The sequence below is a fragment of the Phenylobacterium glaciei genome (assembly GCF_016772415.1).
GTDB classification, from domain to species: Bacteria; Pseudomonadota; Alphaproteobacteria; order Caulobacterales; family Caulobacteraceae; genus Phenylobacterium; species Phenylobacterium glaciei.
This window is the reverse complement of sequence record NZ_JAGSGD010000002.1, coordinates 174,249-192,122: the sequence shown is the minus strand read 5'-3', so window position 1 is coordinate 192,122 and position 17,874 is coordinate 174,249. Positions and strand designations below refer to the sequence as shown.

At 68.7% G+C, this 17,874-nt stretch carries 20 protein-coding genes; 16 read left to right on the top strand and 4 right to left on the bottom strand.

All coding sequences use genetic code 11. The features are described from left to right. Nucleotides 1-64: 64 nt before the first annotated feature. Genes JKL49_RS19770 through JKL49_RS19750 form a run of 5 tightly spaced genes read left to right on the top strand, consistent with a single transcriptional unit; the run spans nt 65 to nt 4,346 of the window. Nucleotides 65-688, top strand: coding sequence for a TetR/AcrR family transcriptional regulator (locus JKL49_RS19770; protein WP_215343152.1), 624 nt, complete (start codon nt 65-67; stop codon nt 686-688). Between the two features lie 4 nt (nt 689-692). Then, on the top strand, nt 693-1,739 hold the full coding sequence (locus JKL49_RS19765) for an alpha/beta hydrolase (RefSeq protein ID WP_215343151.1): 1,047 nt from the start codon (nt 693-695) through the stop codon (nt 1,737-1,739). After that, the gene (locus tag JKL49_RS19760; protein WP_215343150.1) at nt 1,739-2,722 is read left to right on the top strand and encodes an NADPH:quinone oxidoreductase family protein; all 984 of its coding nucleotides are present in this window, start codon (nt 1,739-1,741) and stop codon (nt 2,720-2,722) included. The genes JKL49_RS19765 and JKL49_RS19760 overlap by 1 nt, the downstream gene beginning before the upstream one ends. Nucleotides 2,723-2,773: 51 nt before the next feature. Next, on the top strand, nt 2,774-3,520 hold the full coding sequence (gene map / locus JKL49_RS19755; protein ID WP_215343149.1) for a type I methionyl aminopeptidase: 747 nt from the start codon (nt 2,774-2,776) through the stop codon (nt 3,518-3,520). Nucleotides 3,521-3,524: 4 nt separating this feature from the next. Continuing rightward, complete coding sequence (locus JKL49_RS19750) at nt 3,525-4,346, top strand: M15 family metallopeptidase (protein WP_215343148.1); 822 nt, start codon at nt 3,525-3,527, stop codon at nt 4,344-4,346. Between the two features lie 3 nt (nt 4,347-4,349). On the opposite strand, the gene JKL49_RS19745 is transcribed toward JKL49_RS19750, so the two are convergent. Further along, entirely contained in the window at nt 4,350-5,027 is a 678-nt protein-coding gene (locus JKL49_RS19745; RefSeq protein ID WP_215343147.1) for a hypothetical protein, read from the bottom strand. Nucleotides 5,028-5,123: 96 nt separating this feature from the next. On the opposite strand from JKL49_RS19745, the gene rpmH reads away from it, so the two are divergent. The 6 genes from rpmH to JKL49_RS19715 all read left to right on the top strand — a co-directional run bounded on the left by rpmH (nt 5,124) and on the right by JKL49_RS19715 (nt 10,223). Continuing rightward, nucleotides 5,124-5,258, top strand: a complete 135-nt coding sequence (gene rpmH / locus JKL49_RS19740; RefSeq protein ID WP_215343146.1) for a 50S ribosomal protein L34 — start codon at nt 5,124-5,126, stop codon at nt 5,256-5,258. A gap of 23 nt (nt 5,259-5,281) precedes the next feature. Next, on the top strand, nt 5,282-5,686 hold the full coding sequence (rnpA, locus tag JKL49_RS19735) for a ribonuclease P protein component (RefSeq protein ID WP_215343145.1): 405 nt from the start codon (nt 5,282-5,284) through the stop codon (nt 5,684-5,686). Nucleotides 5,687-5,699: 13 nt separating this feature from the next. Further along, a complete protein-coding gene (gene yidC, locus JKL49_RS19730) occupies nt 5,700-7,496 on the top strand; it encodes a membrane protein insertase YidC (protein WP_215343144.1) in 1,797 nt (598 codons plus the stop codon). After that, nucleotides 7,493-8,170 carry a ribosome biogenesis GTP-binding protein YihA/YsxC gene (gene yihA, locus JKL49_RS19725; RefSeq protein WP_347340426.1) on the top strand — a complete coding sequence of 226 codons (678 nt, stop codon included), beginning with the start codon at nt 7,493-7,495 and terminating at the stop codon, nt 8,168-8,170. Before yidC ends, yihA begins: the two co-directional genes overlap by 4 nt. 58 nt (nt 8,171-8,228) lie before the next feature. Beyond that, on the top strand, nt 8,229-9,371 hold the full coding sequence (locus JKL49_RS19720; protein WP_215343143.1) for an acyl-CoA dehydrogenase family protein: 1,143 nt from the start codon (nt 8,229-8,231) through the stop codon (nt 9,369-9,371). Between the two features lie 84 nt (nt 9,372-9,455). Beyond that, a complete protein-coding gene (locus JKL49_RS19715; protein ID WP_249778354.1) occupies nt 9,456-10,223 on the top strand; it encodes a Crp/Fnr family transcriptional regulator in 768 nt (255 codons plus the stop codon). On the opposite strand, the gene JKL49_RS19710 is transcribed toward JKL49_RS19715, so the two are convergent. Next, a complete protein-coding gene (locus tag JKL49_RS19710; RefSeq protein ID WP_215343142.1) occupies nt 10,220-11,488 on the bottom strand; it encodes a Xaa-Pro dipeptidase in 1,269 nt (422 codons plus the stop codon). The genes JKL49_RS19715 and JKL49_RS19710 overlap by 4 nt on opposite strands. Before the next feature lie 152 nt (nt 11,489-11,640). Between JKL49_RS19710 and JKL49_RS19705 the strand changes: the two genes are divergently transcribed. From JKL49_RS19705 to dapE, 5 genes are all read left to right on the top strand, one after another. Continuing rightward, nucleotides 11,641-12,579, top strand: a complete 939-nt coding sequence (locus tag JKL49_RS19705; protein ID WP_215343141.1) for a ribose-phosphate diphosphokinase — start codon at nt 11,641-11,643, stop codon at nt 12,577-12,579. A 62-nt stretch (nt 12,580-12,641) separates the two neighbouring features. Beyond that, a complete protein-coding gene (argB, locus tag JKL49_RS19700) occupies nt 12,642-13,556 on the top strand; it encodes an acetylglutamate kinase (protein ID WP_215343140.1) in 915 nt (304 codons plus the stop codon). Continuing rightward, complete coding sequence (locus tag JKL49_RS19695; RefSeq protein WP_215343139.1) at nt 13,553-14,215, top strand: pyrimidine 5'-nucleotidase; 663 nt, start codon at nt 13,553-13,555, stop codon at nt 14,213-14,215. The genes argB and JKL49_RS19695 overlap by 4 nt, the downstream gene beginning before the upstream one ends. After that, the gene (gene dapD / locus JKL49_RS19690) at nt 14,215-15,045 is read left to right on the top strand and encodes a 2,3,4,5-tetrahydropyridine-2,6-dicarboxylate N-succinyltransferase (protein ID WP_215343138.1); all 831 of its coding nucleotides are present in this window, start codon (nt 14,215-14,217) and stop codon (nt 15,043-15,045) included. Before JKL49_RS19695 ends, dapD begins: the two co-directional genes overlap by 1 nt. A gap of 1 nt (nt 15,046) precedes the next feature. Next, entirely contained in the window at nt 15,047-16,195 is a 1,149-nt protein-coding gene (dapE, locus tag JKL49_RS19685) for a succinyl-diaminopimelate desuccinylase (protein WP_215343137.1), read from the top strand. On the opposite strand, the gene truA is transcribed toward dapE, so the two are convergent. Further along, nucleotides 16,168-16,926 carry a tRNA pseudouridine(38-40) synthase TruA gene (gene truA, locus JKL49_RS19680; protein ID WP_215343136.1) on the bottom strand — a complete coding sequence of 253 codons (759 nt, stop codon included), beginning with the start codon at nt 16,924-16,926 and terminating at the stop codon, nt 16,168-16,170. The genes dapE and truA overlap by 28 nt on opposite strands. Further along, nucleotides 16,926-17,852: a methionyl-tRNA formyltransferase gene (gene fmt, locus JKL49_RS19675; RefSeq protein ID WP_215343135.1), complete on the bottom strand. Its 927-nt coding sequence runs from the start codon at nt 17,850-17,852 to the stop codon at nt 16,926-16,928. The genes truA and fmt overlap by 1 nt, the downstream gene beginning before the upstream one ends. Nucleotides 17,853-17,874 lie beyond the last annotated feature (22 nt).

Sequence of the window (17,874 nt, the reverse complement as noted above, 5' to 3'; positions counted from 1 at the left end):
GCGGTTGGCGATCGGCCTTTCGAGTGTCTAGTATGACACCCGTCACGTTTTGAATCAGGAAGAGATGTCCCAGGTCGCTTATCTCCCGGTCGGCAAGCGCGAGCAGACCAAGGTCCAGAACCGTCAGGCCATACTGGACGCTGCCCGCGAAGTGTTCGGAGAGCTGGGCTATGAGGCCTGCACGGTGCGCGACATCATTCGCCGCACCGGTCTGGCGGCAGGCACCTTCTACAACTACTACCGCTCCAAGGAGGAGGTCTATGTCGCCCTCTCCGACGAGGGCGCCCGGCGCTTTACGCCGCTGCTGAAGGCCCAGCGGGCCCAGTCGGCCGACTGGGAGAGCTTCGTCCGCGCCGCCATCGAGGCCTATTTCGGCTTCCTGGCCGACGAGCACAAGAGCTGGCTGGCCCGGCGTCCGCCGGACGAGCCCCACCCCCACGTGCATGGCGAGACCCCGGAGATGGCCGCTGTGTTCAACGAGGTTCGCGAAGCCATCGTCGAGGAGATCGCCCGGGGCGGAACCCCCGGCGCCGACCCCGACTACCTGGCCGCCGCCTGCATCGCCATCGCCCGCGAGGTCGGCGAGAAGATGGTCGCCCGCCGACCCATCGACATCAAGGGGGCCGCCGATTTCGTGGTCGCCCTGATCCAGGGGGGCGTGAAGGGCCTGCCCAAGACCGGGGTCTAGACCCGTGCCGAGCGCCTCCACCCAGCGGTACCTGGTCCGCACCCTGTTGTCCCTGCCCTCCTCCCTGCTGCGGCTGCTGTCGGGCGGCGGGGTGGTCTATCGCGGCGGACGCACCCTCGATCCCCGCCTGCAGTTCCTGGCCGCCGGCGCGTCCCGTGGCCCCGCCATGACCACGCTCAGCCCCGAGGAAGCCCGCCGGGCCAGCGCCCAGGGGCTGGTGGCGCTCAGCGGTCCGCCCGAACCCGGCGTGCGCACCGAGCCCCTCAGCATTCCGAACGGCGCCCACACCATCCCCGCCCGCCTCTACCGGCCCGAGGGCCAAAACCCGGCCGCGCCGCTGATGGTCTTCGCCCACTTCGGCGGTGGGGTGATCGGCGACCTGGAGACCTGCGACGCTTTCTGCGGCATCCTCGCCAAGATCGCCCACTGCCCGGTGCTGTCGGTGGACTACCGACTGGCGCCCGAGCACCGTTTCCCGGCCGGGCTGGAGGATGTCCTGGCGGCCTATCGCTGGGGCCGCGACAACGCCGCCCGCTTCGGGGCGCCGGCCGGCCGCGCCTGCATCGGCGGTGACTCCATGGGGGGCAACTTCGCCGCCATCGTCGCCCAGGAGCTGAAGCGCGCCGCCGAGGCCCAGCCCGACCTGCAGCTGCTGATCTATCCCTGCACCGACGTGGCCAGCGAAACGGCCTCCATGACCACCTATGCCGAGAGCTTCCCGCTGAGCCGCGCCACCATGGACTGGTTCATGGGTCACTATATGGGCCCCGAGGCCGATCCCGCCGATCCGCGCCTGTCGCCGGTTCGCACGGCCAACCTCTCAGGCCTTGCGCCGGCCGTGGTGATAACCGCCGGCTTTGACCCGCTGGTGGATCAGGGCGAAGCCTATGCCAAACGCCTGAAGGACGCCGGCGTCCCCACCGCCTACCGCTGCTATGACAGCCTGGCCCATGGCTTCACCGCCTTCACCGGCGCGGTCCCCTGCGCCGACGTCGCCTGTCGCGAGATCGCGGGCCTGGTGCGTGAAGGCCTGGAAGGACGAATTCACTGATGAAAGCCCTCGTCGTCGAGGAACTGGCCGCTGACTACGGCGGCTGCGTCCTGAAGGAGATCGAGACGCCAGAGCCCCGGCCCGGTGAGGTGCGGATCAAGGTCAAGGCCGCCGCGGTCAACTTCCCCGACCTGCTGCAGACCAAGGGCGAATACCAGCACAAGCCGGCCCTGCCCTTCATCCCCGGCATGGAGATCGCCGGCGAGGTCGAGGCCCTGGGCGAAGGGGTCACCCAGTTCCAGATCGGCGACGCCGTGGTGGGCGGGGCCCGGATCGGCGGCTTCTCCGAATATGCCGTGACGCCGGCCGCGGCCCTGCGGCCCAAGCCCGCCAACCTTTCCTTCAGCCAGGCCGCCGGCTACGCCACCGCCTATCTCACAGCCTATGTCTCCCTGGTGCGCCGCGCCCAGGTGGAGGCCGGCGAGTGGGTGCTGGTGCATGGGGCGGCCGGCGGTGTGGGCCTGGCCGCCGTCGATATGGCCAAGCATCTTGGCTGCAAGGTGATCGCCGCCTCGGCCTCCGACGAGAAGCTGGCCATTATCGAGAAGGAATACGCTCCCGACGCCGTGGTGAATGTCACCGGCGGCTTCCGGGAGCGCGTCAAGGAGATCACCGGCGGCCGCGGAGCCGACGTGATCTATGACCCCGTGGGCGGCGACGTCTTCGACGAGAGCGTCCGCTGCATCGCCTTCAACGGCCGCATCCTCTCCATCGGCTTCACCTCCGGCCGCCTGCCGGTGCTGCCGGTCAACATGGCCCTGATCAAGGGCTTCTCGGTGATGGGCGTGCGGGCCGGCGAGTACGGCCGCCAGTTCCCCGAGAAGGGCCGCGAGAACGCCGCCGCCATCTGGGCGCTCGCCAACGAAGGCAAGATGCATCCCCGGGTCGACCACGAATACCCGCTGTCGGAATGGCGCGCCGCCTTCGAGAGCCTCGCCAACCGCAAGGTCGTCGGCAAGACCATCGTGAGGCCGGACCTCTAGGGACGCGCACAGCCCCTTGGGCCGGCGCGCATTCGGCGCCATCTTCCCCCCATGACCATCGGCAGCGAAGACGAACTTGAGAAACTCCGGGCGGCGGGCAGCCTTGTGGCGCGCACGCTGACAGCCATGGGTGCGTCCCTGGAGCCCGGTATCACCACCCGTGAGCTGGACCAGCTGGGACGGGCCTTGCTGGAGCGCGAGGGCGCCCGATCGGCCCCGGAGGTCACCTACGATTTCCCCGGCGCCACCTGCATCTCGGTGGGGCCCGACTGCGCTCACGGCATTCCCGGCGATACGGTGATCAAGGCCGGCGACCTGGTGAATATCGATGTCTCCGCCGAGATCGACGGCTTCTTCGGCGACACCGGCGCCAGCTTCGCGGTGCCGCCCACCGCGCCCAAGATCGAGCGCCTGTGCCGCGACGGCCGCCGCGCCATGTGGACCGGCATCCGCTCGGTGAAGCCCGGCGGCAAACTCAACGAGATCGGCCGCTCCATCGAGGGATTCGCCCGCAAGAACGGCTACAGCCTGGTGCGCAACCTGGCCTCGCACGGGGTGGGCCGATCCTTGCACGACGAGCCCGGCGACATCCCCACCTGGTACGAACCCGGCGACCCGCGCCGCATCAGCGAGGGCCTGGTCTTCACCATCGAGCCCTTCCTGTCCCTCGGCGCCGACTGGGTAGAGGAGCTGGACGACGGCTGGACCCTGCGCCCGCCGGGCCGCCAGCCCACGGTGCAGTACGAACACACCCTGGTGGCTACCTCCCGGGGTCCCGTGATCCTGACCCTCGCCTGACGCCATGAACCGCTGGGGGGCGGGACTGGCGATCAGCGCCGCGCTGCTGCTGAGCGGCTGCGCGACCCTGAGCGCGCGGCTGGCGCCGGGGCCGGGGGCCCTGGCCAGCGCCTATCCGGATCAGGTCTGGGGCGTTCGGGACGGCCAGCTCATCATGACCGACGGGACGCGCTTTCCGGTCTCCGAGGGCGGGCCGAGCAAGACCACCGAGCGCGCGCTCGACCAGGCCGACATAGCCGACATGTTCGCCCAGCCCTATCGGCGCAGGCCCCAGAAGACCGCGCCCACGGACGACCCGGGCCGCGCCCGCTACGAGCCCCTGTTCCTGAAGATGTACGGCGACTGTTCCAGCCGCGCCTTCCAGGCCCACATGCGCAAGGTCCTCTGGATGCCGATCTCGGCCCAGGGCGGCAGCGTCAACGTCACCACAATCAACGGCGTCGACAAGGCCCTGGAGGCGGTGGTGGCCGACCTGCAGACGCTGCCGCCGGAAATGATCAAGTACCTCGTCCCCACGGCCGGCGCCTATAATTGCCGCCCCGTGGCCGGGACCGCCCGGCGCAGCATGCACGCCTATGGCGCGGCCATCGACATCTCCACGGCCCAGTCGGACTACTGGCTGTGGAAGGGCGGCGAGGGCGCCGTCTGGGCCAACCGCATCCCGCCGCAGATCGTCGCGGTCTTCGAGCGCCACGGCTTCATCTGGGGCGGCCGGTGGCGACATTTCGACACCATGCACTTCGAGTACCGGCCAGAGCTGCTACCCGGAGCGCGACAGCCGAAAGTGGCCGCCGGTTTCGGCGCCCATCGCGCGACCAAGCCTTAGACGTCAGGCCTCACCGCAGACCAGGGCCAGGTCTGGCGTCAGCTCCACGCGCTGAGGCGCGGATCCGTCAACGTCCAGTCGCGCCACGCCGTCGCGACCGGTGAACAGCACCAGGTCTGCACGCGGTCCCCGGAAAAGGGTGCCGGCGTGGGGTGCGAAGTCCGACTGAACCGGCCCCGCCGCCGTGAATCCCAGGGCCATCAGGTCGGCCGCCGCCCGGCCGGTATCTAGCGCCCCCAGCCAAACGCGGCGCAGCCGCACGCCCTGGTCGGGCGGCGTGTTCGGCGGATAGAGCGGCCCGGCGAAGGCCGGCAGGGCCCAGGGGCCGGGATCCTTGGCGTATTCGATCAGGGAGATCTGGGTCAGCAGGCCTTGACCCCGGCGAAACATCAGCATCGACCAGGGCTGGTCGTCGTCCGGGTTGCTGATCGCTTCACGACGATGGCTCCGGTACGCCCAGTCCCGGGCCGCCGCCAGGGCTTCCATCGCCGCGATGGGCCCCTGGAGGATCAAGGCCGGCGCCCCGGCGTCCTCCCCGAAGACGTCCAGGAACGGCCCGTTTGCGAAGCGCACGCCGCGGGACGTGACTTCGCCCCCGGGGCGATAGCCATCCAGCACCGGCCGCCCCGACAAGGCGGCGACCTTCTTCACCAGCGCGTCGCGCCCTGGCGTGCGGATCACCACGTGATCGACTCTAAACCTTTGACCGGTAACGGTTGACATCCCCTGCCCTAGCCCTTATTCCCCGCGCCTCGATTTCGACCCGGAGCCAGTCCCGTGAAACGCACTTTCCAGCCCTCCCGTCTCGTGCGCGCACGCCGGCACGGCTGGCGTTCGCGCATGGCCACCAAGAACGGCCAGAAGGTGATCGCCCGTCGGCGCGCCAAGGGCCGTAAGCGCCTGACCGCCTAATACCAGGGTCTTGGGGTGTCCGCATGACGGACCCCGTCTTTCCCATCGAACATCTTAAGATCCGGCCCGATTTCCTGGCCGCGGCCAAGGCGCCTTCTTGCGCCCGTGGCGCCGTGGTGCTCCAGGCCCGTCATCGCGCCGACGACAGACTCCTTGTGCGCGTGGGTTTCACCGCCACCCGCAAGGTCGGCGGGGCCGTCGTGCGCAACCGCGCCAAGCGCCGTCTGCGCGAGGCCGCCCGCGCCCTCGTGCCCACGCTCGGCAAGCCCGGTTTCGACTATGTGTTCATCGCCCGAGGTGGTGCGCCCACGCGCCCCTGGGCGCGTTTGCTTGACGATGTGAAAAGCGCGCTGATAAGCCTCGGCGACGATAGCGACACCCGTAGCGATACCCGCGCGCCCGATCGCGCTCCTCCCCCTTCCGTCTGAGCGCGCGCCCCCAATGCAAGACAACTCGAACCGCAACACGATCATCTTCGTGGTCTCGGCGATGATGCTGCTGCTGGCCTACCAGTTCCTGGTCATGGGTCCGCGCAACAAGGCCCGTGAGGCGGAGCTCGCCCGCAACCCGCCCGCCGCCACCGCCCAGATGCAGGCCCAGCAGCTCACCAAGGCGCCGCCGACCGCCGCCGAAGCTCTGGTCTCGCGCCAGCAGGCCGCCGCCGCCAGCCCCCGGGTCCGCATCGAGACGCCCGCCCTGTCCGGCTCGGTTTCCCTGCGCGGCGCCCGCCTGGACGACCTCTATTTGAAGCAATACCGCGAGACGGTGGCCAAGAACTCCCCGCCCGTCGAGTTGCTGCGCCCCGAAGGCGCCCAGCACGCCCAGTTCGCCGAGTTCGGCTGGGCCGGCGCCAATGTGGCGGGCCTGCCCACCGCCGCCACCGTCTGGACCCAGACGGCAGGCGCGACCCTGGCTCCCGGCGCGCCCATCACCCTGCAGACCACCAACGGCGCGGGCCTGACCTTCACCCGGGTCATCTCGGTGGACGACCGCTTCATGTTCACCCTGGCCGACACCGTGGCCAACACCGGCGCGGCCGCCGTGACCCTGGCCCCCTACGGCTCGGTCCAGCGCCAGGGCCTGCCGTCCGATATGGGCAAGAACTCCATCGTCCACGAGGGCGCGGTCGGCTGGCTGGGAAACGAGCTGCGGCTGATCAAGTTCAAGAAGTGGGCGAAGGACGGCGGGACCACGACGCCGACCACCGGCGGCTGGGCCGGCATCACCGACAAGTACTGGCTGGCGGCCCTGATCCCCGCCCAGAAGGAAGCTGTCCAGAGCCAGTTCCGCGTCACCAAGAGCGGCGGCGTGGAGATCTTCGAGGCCAACTATGTGGGCGCCGCCCGGGTCATCGCCCCCGGCCGCCAGATCACCGAGACCCAGCGCTTCTTCGGTGGCGCCAAGACCGTGCCGGTCCTCAAGGCCTATGAGACGACGCTCGGCGTGCCGCGCTTCGACCAGGCGGTCGACTGGGGCATGTTCTGGTTCTTCACCCGGCCGCTGTTCCAGTTCCTGGAGTTCATCCACAGCCACGTCGGCAACTTCGGCATCGCCATCCTGCTGCTCACCGTGGCCGTGAAGATCGTGTTCTTCCCGCTGGCCAACAAGAGCTACGAGTCGATCACCAAGATGAAGAAGGTGCAGCCCCAGATCGAGGCGCTGCGCGCGAAATACAAGGACGACGCCACCAAGCAGCAGACCGAGCTGATGGCGCTCTATCAGAAAGAGAAGATCAATCCGGTCACCGGCTGCCTGCCCATGCTGCTGCAGATTCCGGTCTTCTATGCGCTGTACAAGGTGCTGACCGTCACCATCGAGATGCGGCACGCGCCCTTCTTCGGCTGGATCCAGGACCTCTCGGCCCGCGACCCCTCGACGGTCTGGAACCTGTTTGGCCTGATCCCCTGGCACCCGGCCACCGCGCCGATGATCGGGACCCTGCTGGACGGCTCCCTGCACATCGGCATCCTGGCGCTCTGCTACGGCGTGACCATGTGGCTGACCACGTCGATGAACCCGCCGGCCGGCGACCCCGTCCAGCAGAAGATCTTCCAGTTCATGCCGATCATCTTCACGTTCATCATGGCCCCCTTCGCCGTGGGCCTGCTGATCTACTGGACCTGGTCCAACGTCCTGACGATCATCCAGCAGTACATCATCATGCGGCGCTTCAAGGTGGATAACCCCATCGACAGCCTGATCGCCAAGATCACCGGCAAGCCCAGGCTGCAAGAGTGAAGACCGAGGGGACCTTCGACGAGGCCGAGATCGAGGCCGCGCGCATCCTCTTCGCGCGCCAGGCCACGTTCCTGATGGGCGCGGTGTCGGTGGACGGCCTGCCGCCGGCCGACATGCCCGAGGTGGCCTTCGCCGGCCGTTCCAACGTCGGCAAGTCTTCGCTGATCAACGCCCTGGTGGGTCACAAGAAGCTGGCGCGGGCCTCCAACGAGCCCGGCCGCACCCGCGAGGTGAACTTCTTCGTCCTCGATGAGGCTATCCGGCTCGTCGACCTGCCGGGCTACGGCTGGGCCCGGGCCTCCAAGATCACCACCAAGAAGTTCCAGAACCTCGGCCGCGACTACCTGCGGGGCCGGGTCAACCTGAAGCGCGCCTACCTGCTGATCGACGCCCGCCACGGCCTGAAGGACGTGGACACCGAGCCGATGGACGCCTTCGACAAGGCCGCCGTCTCCTATCAGATCATCCTCACCAAGGCCGACAAGATGAAGCCCGCCGAGGTCGAGGCCCTGGTGGCCAAGACCCAGGCCGCCATCATCAAGCGCCCCGCCGCCTTCCCCCGGGTGCTGGCCACCTCCTCGGAGAAGGGGAACGGCATCCCCGAACTGCGCGCCGAGATCGCCGCCACCTGCGAGCTCCTGCCCCGCACCCCGGAAGCGGACGCCGAGGGCTAGCCTCCCGCGACGTGAGGGCGCTAGATCGCTGGGAGCCCCGCAAAGAGGACCCCAGGACATGCTCGAGACCGCCACCCGCGCCATCTATGACGAAGACCTCGAGCTGTTCCGCGACCAGGTCCGGAAGTTCTACGCGGTCCACCTGATCCCGCACCTCGACCGCTGGGAGGAGGAAGGCGTCATCGACCGCGCTTTCTGGCTGGCCTGCGGCGAGGCGGGCATCCTCTGCCCGCAGGTTCCCACCGAGTACGGCGGCCTGGCCCTCGACTACCGCTACAACGCCGTGATCGGCGAGGAGCTGTCCTATGCCGGCTCCACCGCCGGGATCACCCTGCAGTCCGACATCGTCGTCGACTACCTGATCAACTACGGCTCGGAAGAGCAGAAGCAGAAGTGGCTGCCCGGCATGGTCTCCGGCGAGGTGATCACCGCCATCGCCATGACCGAGCCCGGGGCCGGATCGGATCTGCAGGGCATCCGCACCACCGCGATCCGCGACGGCAATCACTATGTGGTCTCCGGCTCCAAGACCTACATCACCAACGGCCAGAACGCCGACCTGGTGTTCGTCGTGGCCAAGACCGATCCCACCGCCGGGTCCAAGGGCATCTCCCTGGTGCTGGTGGAGACCGACCGCGCCGGCTTCAAGCGCGGCCGCAACCTCGACAAGATCGGCCAGAACTCCGCCGACACCTCCGAGCTGTTCTTCGAGGACGTCCGCATCCCCATCACCAACTGCCTGGGCGAGGAAGGGCGCGGCTTCGCCTATCTGATGAACCAGCTGCCGCAGGAACGGCTGCAGATCGCCATCGCCGGCCAGGCCGGCGCCCAGCGCGCCTTCGACGAGGCGGTGAAGTTCACCAAGGAGCGCAAGGCCTTCAAGCAGGCGATCTTCGACTTCCAGAACACCCGCTTCACCCTGGGCGCCCTGAAAGCCAAGCTGCAGGCCGGCTGGGCGCACCTGGACTGGTGCATGGCCCGCCACCTGAAGGGCGAGCTTACCGCCGCCGAGGCCTCGGCGGCCAAGCTGTTCCACACCGAGCTGCAATGGGAGGTCTGCGACGCGGCCCTGCAGCTGCACGGCGGGGCCGGCTACATGAACGAGTACCCCATCGCCCGCCTCTGGCGCGACGCCCGGGTGCAGCGGATCTACGGCGGCACCTCGGAGATCATGAAGGAGGTCGTGGCCCGTTCGATCTGAGGCGCCATTTGTCGGCTATCCAACAAGCGGAGCCATTCGACGCTGGCCGCGTTCATTCAAGGTCGGAAGCTGGGGAGTTTTCATATGAACAAGATCATCCCTTCGCCGCGTGAGACGGCAAGGCTCGATGAGCCGCATCCCCGCATGGCCAACCGCCTACTGGCGGCTCTGTCTTTGCGCGACTTCGAGGTGCTGGCGCCGCATCTGGATACCGTCGCCCTGCCGCGCGGCAAGGTGCTGTTCGAGCCGGGCGACGACGTCACCACCACCTATTTCCCCTGCCGCCAGACGATGGCCTCCCTGCTGATCGTCACCCGTGACGGGCGTGAGGTGGAGGCCGCCACCATCGGCCGAGAAGGCGCCATCGGGGGGATCGTCAGCGAGGGCCACAAGCCCGCCTTCGGCCGCGCCGTGGTCCAGGTGGCCGGTTCGGCCCTGGCCATCTCCACCAGCCATCTGGAAGCCGCCAAGCTGGGCTCGGCCCGGTTCGGCGACCTGTTCGCCCGCTATTCCGACGCCCTTCTCGCCCAGATGATGCAGGGCGTGGCCTGCAACGCGCTGCACACCGTGGAGGAGCGCTGCTGCCGCTGGCTGTTGTCCACCCATGACCGGGCCGGCGACCAGATCATCCACCTGACCCAGGAATCGCTCGCCGAGATGCTGGGCGTCCAGCGGACCACAGTCTCGGCGGTCACCGCGCACCTCGCCTCCCGCGGCCTGCTGAAGACCCACCGCGGCCGCGTCGAGATCCTAGACCGCTCCGGCCTCGAGAAGGCTTCGTGCGAGTGCTACGAGGCTGTCGAGTCCCACTTCGCCACAGTCCTTCCCGAGGTGGAGCTCTCCAAGCCTTAGGGCGCCTTGATGACCTCCCCGCCCTTCATCACGAAGGTGGGATGCTCCAGGATCGTAACGTCCTTCAGCGGGTCGCCGGTGACGCCCACCAGGTCGCCATAGGCGCCGACCTTCACCTGGCCGACATCGCCCGCCTTGCCCAGGGCCTGGGCAGCGGTGACCGTGGCCGACTGGATGGCCTGCAGCGGGGTCGCGCCATAACGCACCATCACCGCGAATTGCTTGGCGTTATCGCCGTGCGGATAGACCCCAGCGTCGGTGGAATAGATCATCTTCACCCCGGCCTTCAGGGCCTTGCCGTAGTTCAGCCGCTGGATCTCGCCGATGTCTCGGTCCTTGCGCAGGTTATCCTCCAGCACGCCGTTCTTCTTGCCCTCGGCCTGGGTGTAGTCGGTATTGTAGATGTCCATGCCGAAGTAGGTCCCCTTCTGCACGGCCAGCTTGATGCCCTCGTCGTCCACCAGGCTGGCGTGCTCGATGGTGTCGACGCCGGCCAGGATGGCGGCCTTGATCCCTGGCGCGCCGTGGGCGTGGGCGGCGACCTTCAGATCGGCCATGTGGGCCTCGTCGACGATGGCCTTGATCTCTTCCAGCGTCAGCTGCTGGGCGCCGGGCTCGTCGCCGTGGGAGAAGACCCCGCCGGTCGCGCAGATCTTGATCACCTGGGCGCCGTACTTCTTCAGCTTGCGCACCATGCGGCGGCCCTCGTCGGGGCTGTCGATCACGGCGGGGCCCTGCTGCGCCATGGACGGCGGGAAGAAGGTGGAGTCGCAGTGGCCGCCGGTGGCGCCGATGGCATAGGTGGCGGTGATGATCCGCGGCCCCACCACCACGCCGTCGTCGATCGCCTCGCGCAGGCCGACATCGTCATAGAAGTCCGAGCCCACATTGCGGATCGTCGTGAAGCCGGCGGCCAGCGTGTCCTTGGCGTTCCTGGTGGAGAGCACCGCCCAATAGGCGTCGGACTTTTCGAGGTAGTTGTAGCCGCCATAGAGCGGCGACGAGGTGATGTGAGTGTGCATGTCGATCAGGCCGGGCAGCAGGGTCACGCCGGGCAGGGCGATCGTCTCCGCGCCGGCCGGCGTCGCGTCCCCCTGCCTGCCCACGGCGGTGATGCGGCCGTCGGTGATGATCACCAGGGGCTTGTCGGTGACCTTGCCGCTGGCCACGTCCACCAGGCGCTCGGCGCTCACCGCCACGGTCTTGGCCTGGGCGCCGGTGGCGAACAGGACGGCGGCGCAGGCGAACAGGGCGGTCAGGCGCATGGGGAGGTCCTCGGGGGATGGATCGAATGGTGACGCTATCACGACGGCGTGCGCCGTCGAGGAATGCGTCTTCTTCGCGACGCCCTGCCGAAAATCTGTCCGCGAGGCGAGCGCCTCGGCTATAGGACCCGCGCAAGCCAGGGAGATGAGTCGTGGGTGATATCGCCATCTTCAGCGGCAGCGCGCACCCCGACTTGGCCCGCGAGATCTGCAAGCACCTGGAGGTGCCGCTCTCGCCCTCGCGCCTGACCCGCTTCGCCAACGACTGCCTGGAAGTCCAGCTGGAAGCTAACTGCCGCGAGCGCGACGTCTTCCTGATCCAGCCCATCGTCGCGCCCGTCCAGGAGCATCTGATGGAGCTGCTGCTGATGCTGGACGCCGCCCGCGGCGCCTCGGCCGCGCGGATCACCGCGGTCATCCCCCACTACGCCTATGCCCGCTCCGACAAGAAGGACGCGCCGCGCATCTCCATCGGCGGCAAGCTGGTGGCCGACCTGCTGGCCACCGCCGGCGCCCAGCGGGTGCTGACCATGACCCTGCACTCGCCCCAGGTGCACGGCTTCTTCTCCATGCCGGTGGACCACCTGCACGCCCTGCAGGAGCTGGCTCGCCACTTCGCCGCGCAGGACCACACCAACACCGTCGTGGTCTCTCCCGACCTGGGCAACGCCAAGGAGGCCGCGGCCTTCGCTCGCCTGCTGGGGGCCGGGGTGGCCGCGGCCGCCAAGCAGCGGTTCTCCGGCGACCGGGTGGAGATCAGCGCCATCATCGGCGAGGTCACCGGCAGGGACGTCATCGTGCTGGACGACGAGATCGCCAAGGGCACGACCGTCATCGAACTGATCGCCCACCTGCGCCGCGAAAAGGTCCGCTCCATCCGGGTGGCCTGCACCCACGGCCTGTTCGCCAATGACGCGGCTCGCCGCATCCTGGCGGAGGCCGGGGTGGACGAGCTGGTCACCACCAATACCGCCCCGATCTCGGAGAACGACCGCGCCTCGGGCCTGAAGGTGCTGTCGGTGGCGCCGGCCCTGGCCGAGGCCATCCGCCGGATCCACAACGGCGAGTCGGTGAGCGCGCTATTCGCCTGAGGTGACAGGGGGGCTCCCGTCCGCTAATCGACCCCCTCCAAGTTGATGGAGCGCGTAGCGCCGTGACCGAGACCCCCGAAGAGCAAGGCTGGGCCACCGCGAAGACCCTGGCCGAGGCCCTGCCCTACATCCAGCGCTACGACCGCGAGACCGTGGTGATCAAATACGGCGGCCATGCCATGGGCGAGGAGTCCGTCGCCCGCCTTTTCGCCGCCGACGCCGTCTTGCTGAAGCTCCTGGGCCTGCACCCCGTCGTGGTGCATGGCGGCGGCCCGCAGATCTCCCGCATGCTGGAGAAGGCCGGGGTGAAATCGACCTTCATCGACGGCCTGCGGGTAACCGACGAGGCCACCATGGAGGTCGCCGAGATGGTGCTGTCGGGCGCCATCAACAAGGAGATCGCCAACTGGATCACGCTCGCTGGCGCCGAGGCCGACGTGCGCGGCGTGGGCCTGTCGGGCAAGGACGCCAGACTGATCACCGTCCGCAAGGTCGAGCGCACCAAGATCGATCCTGGCAGCCAGATTGAGCAGTCCATCGACCTTGGCTATGTCGGTGAACCTACCCGTATCGACCCTCAGCTGATCCAGGGCCTGATCTCCGCCGACCACGACTACATCCCGGTGATCGCCCCGATCGGCGTTTCCGCAGAAGGCCAGACCTTCAACATCAACGCCGACACCGTGGCCGGCGCCCTGGCCGGAGCGCTGAAGGCCAAGCGCATGCTGTTGCTCACCGACGTCACCGGCGTCCTGGGCGCCGACGGCGAGCTGATCCGCGAGATGAGCATCGCGCAAGCCCGCGACGCCATCGCCACCGGCGTCGCCTCGGGCGGCATGATCCCCAAGCTGGAGACCGCCATCGCCGCGGTGGAATCGGGCGTCGAAGCCGTGGTCATCCTGGACGGCCGCCGTCCCCACGCCATGCTGGTGGAACTGTTCACCGAGCACGGGGCCGGCACCCTGATCACCCGATGAGCGCCGACCTGACCCACATCGACACCTGGCTGTTTGATCTCGACAACACCCTCTACCCGGAGGAGTCGGGCTTCATGGGCCAGGTCGAGGGGCGGATGACCGACTTCGTGGCCAAGGTCACCGGCCTGCCGCGCGACGAGGCGTTCGTCCTGCAGAAGAAGTACCTGGCCGAGCACGGCCTGACCCTTCGCGGCCTGATGCTGAACCATGGGGTCGATCCGGCCGATTTCCACGCCCTGTTCCATGACCTGTCCCTGGACCTGCTGGCCCATGACGCCGATCTGTTGGCGGCCCTGGAGCGCCTGCCGGGACGGCGTCTGATCTTCACCAACGCCGACGACAAGCATGCCGAACGGGTCCTGGCTCACCTCGGGCTCGACCACCTGTTCGACGACGTCTTCCACATCCATTCCTTCGGCTTCACGCCGAAGCCCGATCCGCTGGGGTTCGAGCGGATGATCGACGCCCACGGCCTGACGCCCGCGACCACCGCCTTCTTCGAGGACTCCGAGCGCAACCTGAAGCCGGCCTTCGACCTGGACATGACCACGGTCCTGGTGGGCGCGCGCGCGGAGGCCTCCACCGCCCCCTTCGTCACCTATCGCACCACCAAGCTTGCGCCGTTCCTGTCAGGCGCGCGTCTCAAGGAAGCCGCCTGATGTCCCAAGACCTGAAGTCCGTGATCGAAGCCGCCTGGGACGCCCGCGACGGCGTCAACACCGGCACGCAAGGCGAGGTCCGCGAGGCCGTCGAAGAAACCCTGAACCAGCTCGACTCCGGGACCCTGCGCGTCGCCACCCGCGGCGACGATGGCGTCTGGACCACCCACCAGTGGGCCAAGCAGGCGATCCTGCTGTCCTTCCGCCTCAGCCCCAACCAGCTGATCGACGAGGGCGCCCCGCACCCCTACTGGGACAAGATCCCGCTGAAGTTCACCGGCTGGGACGCCGCCCGCTTCGAAGCCGCCGGCTTCCGCGCGGTCCCAGGCTGCATCGTCCGCCGCGGCGCCTTCATCGCAAAGGGGGCGATCCTGACCCCCTCCTTCGTCAACATCGGCGCCTATGTCGACGAGGGCACCATGGTGGACACCTGGGCCACGGTCGGCTCCTGCGCCCAGATCGGCAAGAACGTCCACCTCTCGGGCGGCGCGGGCATCGGCGGGGTGCTGGAGCCCCTGCAGGCCAACCCCACCATCATCGAGGACGACTGCTTCATCGGCGCCCGCTCCGAGGTCGCCGAGGGCGTGATCGTGCGCAAGGGCAGCGTGCTGTCCATGGGCACCTTCATCACCTCGACCACCCGCATCGTCGACCGCAAGACCGGCGAGGTCTTCCAAGGCGAGGTGCCGGCCTATTCGGTGATCATGCCGGGCTCCATGCCCAATCCGGTAGACCCCGCCCTGCCGTCCATCAACTGCGCGGTCATCGTCAAGACGGTGGACGAGCGCACCCGCTCCAAGACCTCGATCAACGAACTGCTGCGCGACTGACATGCTCGACGCCGTCGCCCTGACCCAGGACCTGATCCGCCGCCCCTCGGTGACCCCGGCCGACGCCGGCGCCATGGATATCGTCCAACAGACCCTGGAGGGCCTGGGCTTTGCCTGCCGTCGCATGAGGTTCGGCGAGATCGAGAACCTCTACGCCCGCTACGGGACCGCCCAGCCCAACCTCTGCTTCGCCGGCCACACCGATGTGGTGCCGGTGGGAGACGCCGCCGCCTGGAGTTCCGAGGCCTTCGCCGCGGCGATCATCGACGGCGTGCTGATCGGCCGGGGCTCGGTGGACATGAAAAGTGGCGTGGCCGCCTTCGCCGCGGCGTCGGCCAAGGCCATCGCGTCGGGCCAGGTGAAGGGCTCGCTGTCCTTCCTGATCACCGGGGACGAGGAGGGGATCGCCACCCACGGCACCAAGATGGTTGTCCAGGCCCTACAGGCCGAAGGCGAGATCATCGACCACTGCGTGGTGGGCGAGCCCTCCAGCGCCGAGACCTTCGGGGACATGATCAAGATCGGCCGCCGCGGCTCGATCAATGTCGAGATCGTCGTGGAGGGCGTCCAGGGCCACGTGGCCTATCCGCACCGCGCCGCCAATCCTGTACCCGTGCTGATCGCCCTGCTGCACCGCCTGAGCGAGCACGAACTGGACACCGGTTTCCTGGGCTTCCAGCCCTCGAACCTGGAGGTCACCACGGTGGACGTGGGCAACCAGACCACCAACGTCATCCCCGCCACGGCGCGCGGACGGCTGAACATCCGCTTCAACCCCAACCACACCGGCCAGGCCCTGGCCGACTGGATCGCGCAGGAGGCCCGTGAGGCCCTGGCCGGCTTCCAGGGCAATATCGTGGTGACCCCGTCCATCAGCGGCGAGGCCTTCCTCACAGAGCCCGGCCCCTTTACCGACGTGGTGGCCGCCGCCGTCGCCGACATCACCGGCAAGGGCCCCGAGCTCTCCACCACCGGCGGCACGTCCGACGCCCGCTTCATCCGCGCCCTGTGCCCGGTGGTGGAGCTGGGGCTGGTGGGCAAGACCATGCACGCCGTCGACGAACGCGCCCCGGTCTCGGAAATCCATCAGCTGCAGGCGGTCTACGAGCGCCTGATCGAACGCTACTTCGAGGCGTTCAAGGCCGCGTAGCTCACGCCTGTGAGGTAGAGCCCATCCGAGGGCGCCACCGGCCCGCAGGCGGTGCGATCGCGAGCCTCCAGAGCCGCGCGCACATCCTCCACCGCCCAGCGCCCGACGCCGACCTCGGCGATGGTGCCGGTCATGGAGCGGACCTGGCGGTGCAGGAAGGAGCGGGAGGCGAACGCCAGCACCACCTCGTCGCCCTCGCGGCGGACCTGGGCGACGTCCATGGTCTTCATCGGCGACTTGGCCTGGCAGGCGAGGTCGCGGAAGGTGGTGAAGTCGTGGTGGCCGATCAGGGTCTGGGCCGCGGCGTGCATGGCGTCGGCGTCCAGCGGCTTCCTCACATGCCAGACCCGGCCGCGGTCCAGGGCCGGCGGGCTCTCGCGGTTGAGGATGCGGTAGAGGTAGCGCCGCTCCGTCGCCGAGAACCGGGCGTGCCAGTCGCCGACCGCGATCTCGCAGTCCAGGATGGCGATGGGCTCGGGGACCAGGTGGGCGTTGATGGCGTTGCGCACCACCTCGGGCCGCCAGTCCTTCTCGAGGTCGATATGGATCACCTGGCCCAGAGCATGGACACCGGTGTCGGTGCGGCCGGCCGCATTGACCCGCACCGCCTCGCCGCAGAAGGCGTGGATCGCCCGCTCCAACGACCCTTGCACCGTCGCCAGCTCCGCCTGAGCCTGGAAGCCCTTGTAAGGTCGGCCATCGTACTCGATGGTCATGCGGTAGCGGGGCATCAGAGAACGACCGTCCCCGCCGCCACCGGGAAGCCGCGCAGGAACACTTCGGCGTCCTGAGGCCCCTTTCCCTCCCGCTGCACGCGAAGCAAACGCACGGCCCCCTCGCCACAGGCGATCAGCAGCTTGTCGTCCAGCACCTGGCCCGGGGCGCCGGAGGCCTCCTCCACCTGGGACAGCAGGGCCTTCACCCGCACCGGCCCCTTGTCCGTGGGCAGTTCGAACCAGGCGCCGGGGAAGGGCGACAGGCCGCGGATCTTGCGGTCGAGCTCGGCGGCGGGCTTCCCCCAGCGCAGCCGCGCTTCCTTGGGACGGATCTTCTTGGCGTAGGTCAGGCCCTCTTCGGCCTGGGGCTTGGCCACCGCATCGCCGCGCGCCACCGCCGCCATGGTGCGCACCAGCAGGTCGGCGCCCACCGCCGCCAGCCGGTCGTGCAGGGTCCCGGCGGTTTCCAGGGCGTCGATACGCAGGGTCTCCGAGGCCAACACCGGCCCCTCGTCCAGGCCTTCAGTCATCCGCATCACCTCGACCCCGGTCATCCGGTCGCCGGCCATGATCGCCCGCTGGATCGGCGCGGCCCCGCGCCAGCGCGGCAAGAGCGAAGCGTGCAGGTTGAAGGACCCCAGCCGGGGCGCGTCCAGCACCGCGCCCGGCAGGATCTGGCCGAAGGCCACCACCACGGCGGCGTCCAGCTTGAGGCCCACGAAGGCTGCGATCTCGGCCGGATCTCGCATGGACGCCGGTGTCCGCACAGGGATGCCGTGTTCAATCGCGAAGGCGTGGGCGGGCGAGGGCTTCAGCGCCTGGCCACGGCCACGCGGCGCGGGCGGCTGCGAATAGACCGCCGCGATCTCGTGGCCCGCCGCCACCAGGGCGGACAGGCAGGCGACCGCGAAGTCGGGAGTTCCAAGGAAGGCCAGGCGCATGGCGCCTCGTTTAGCGGCGTGG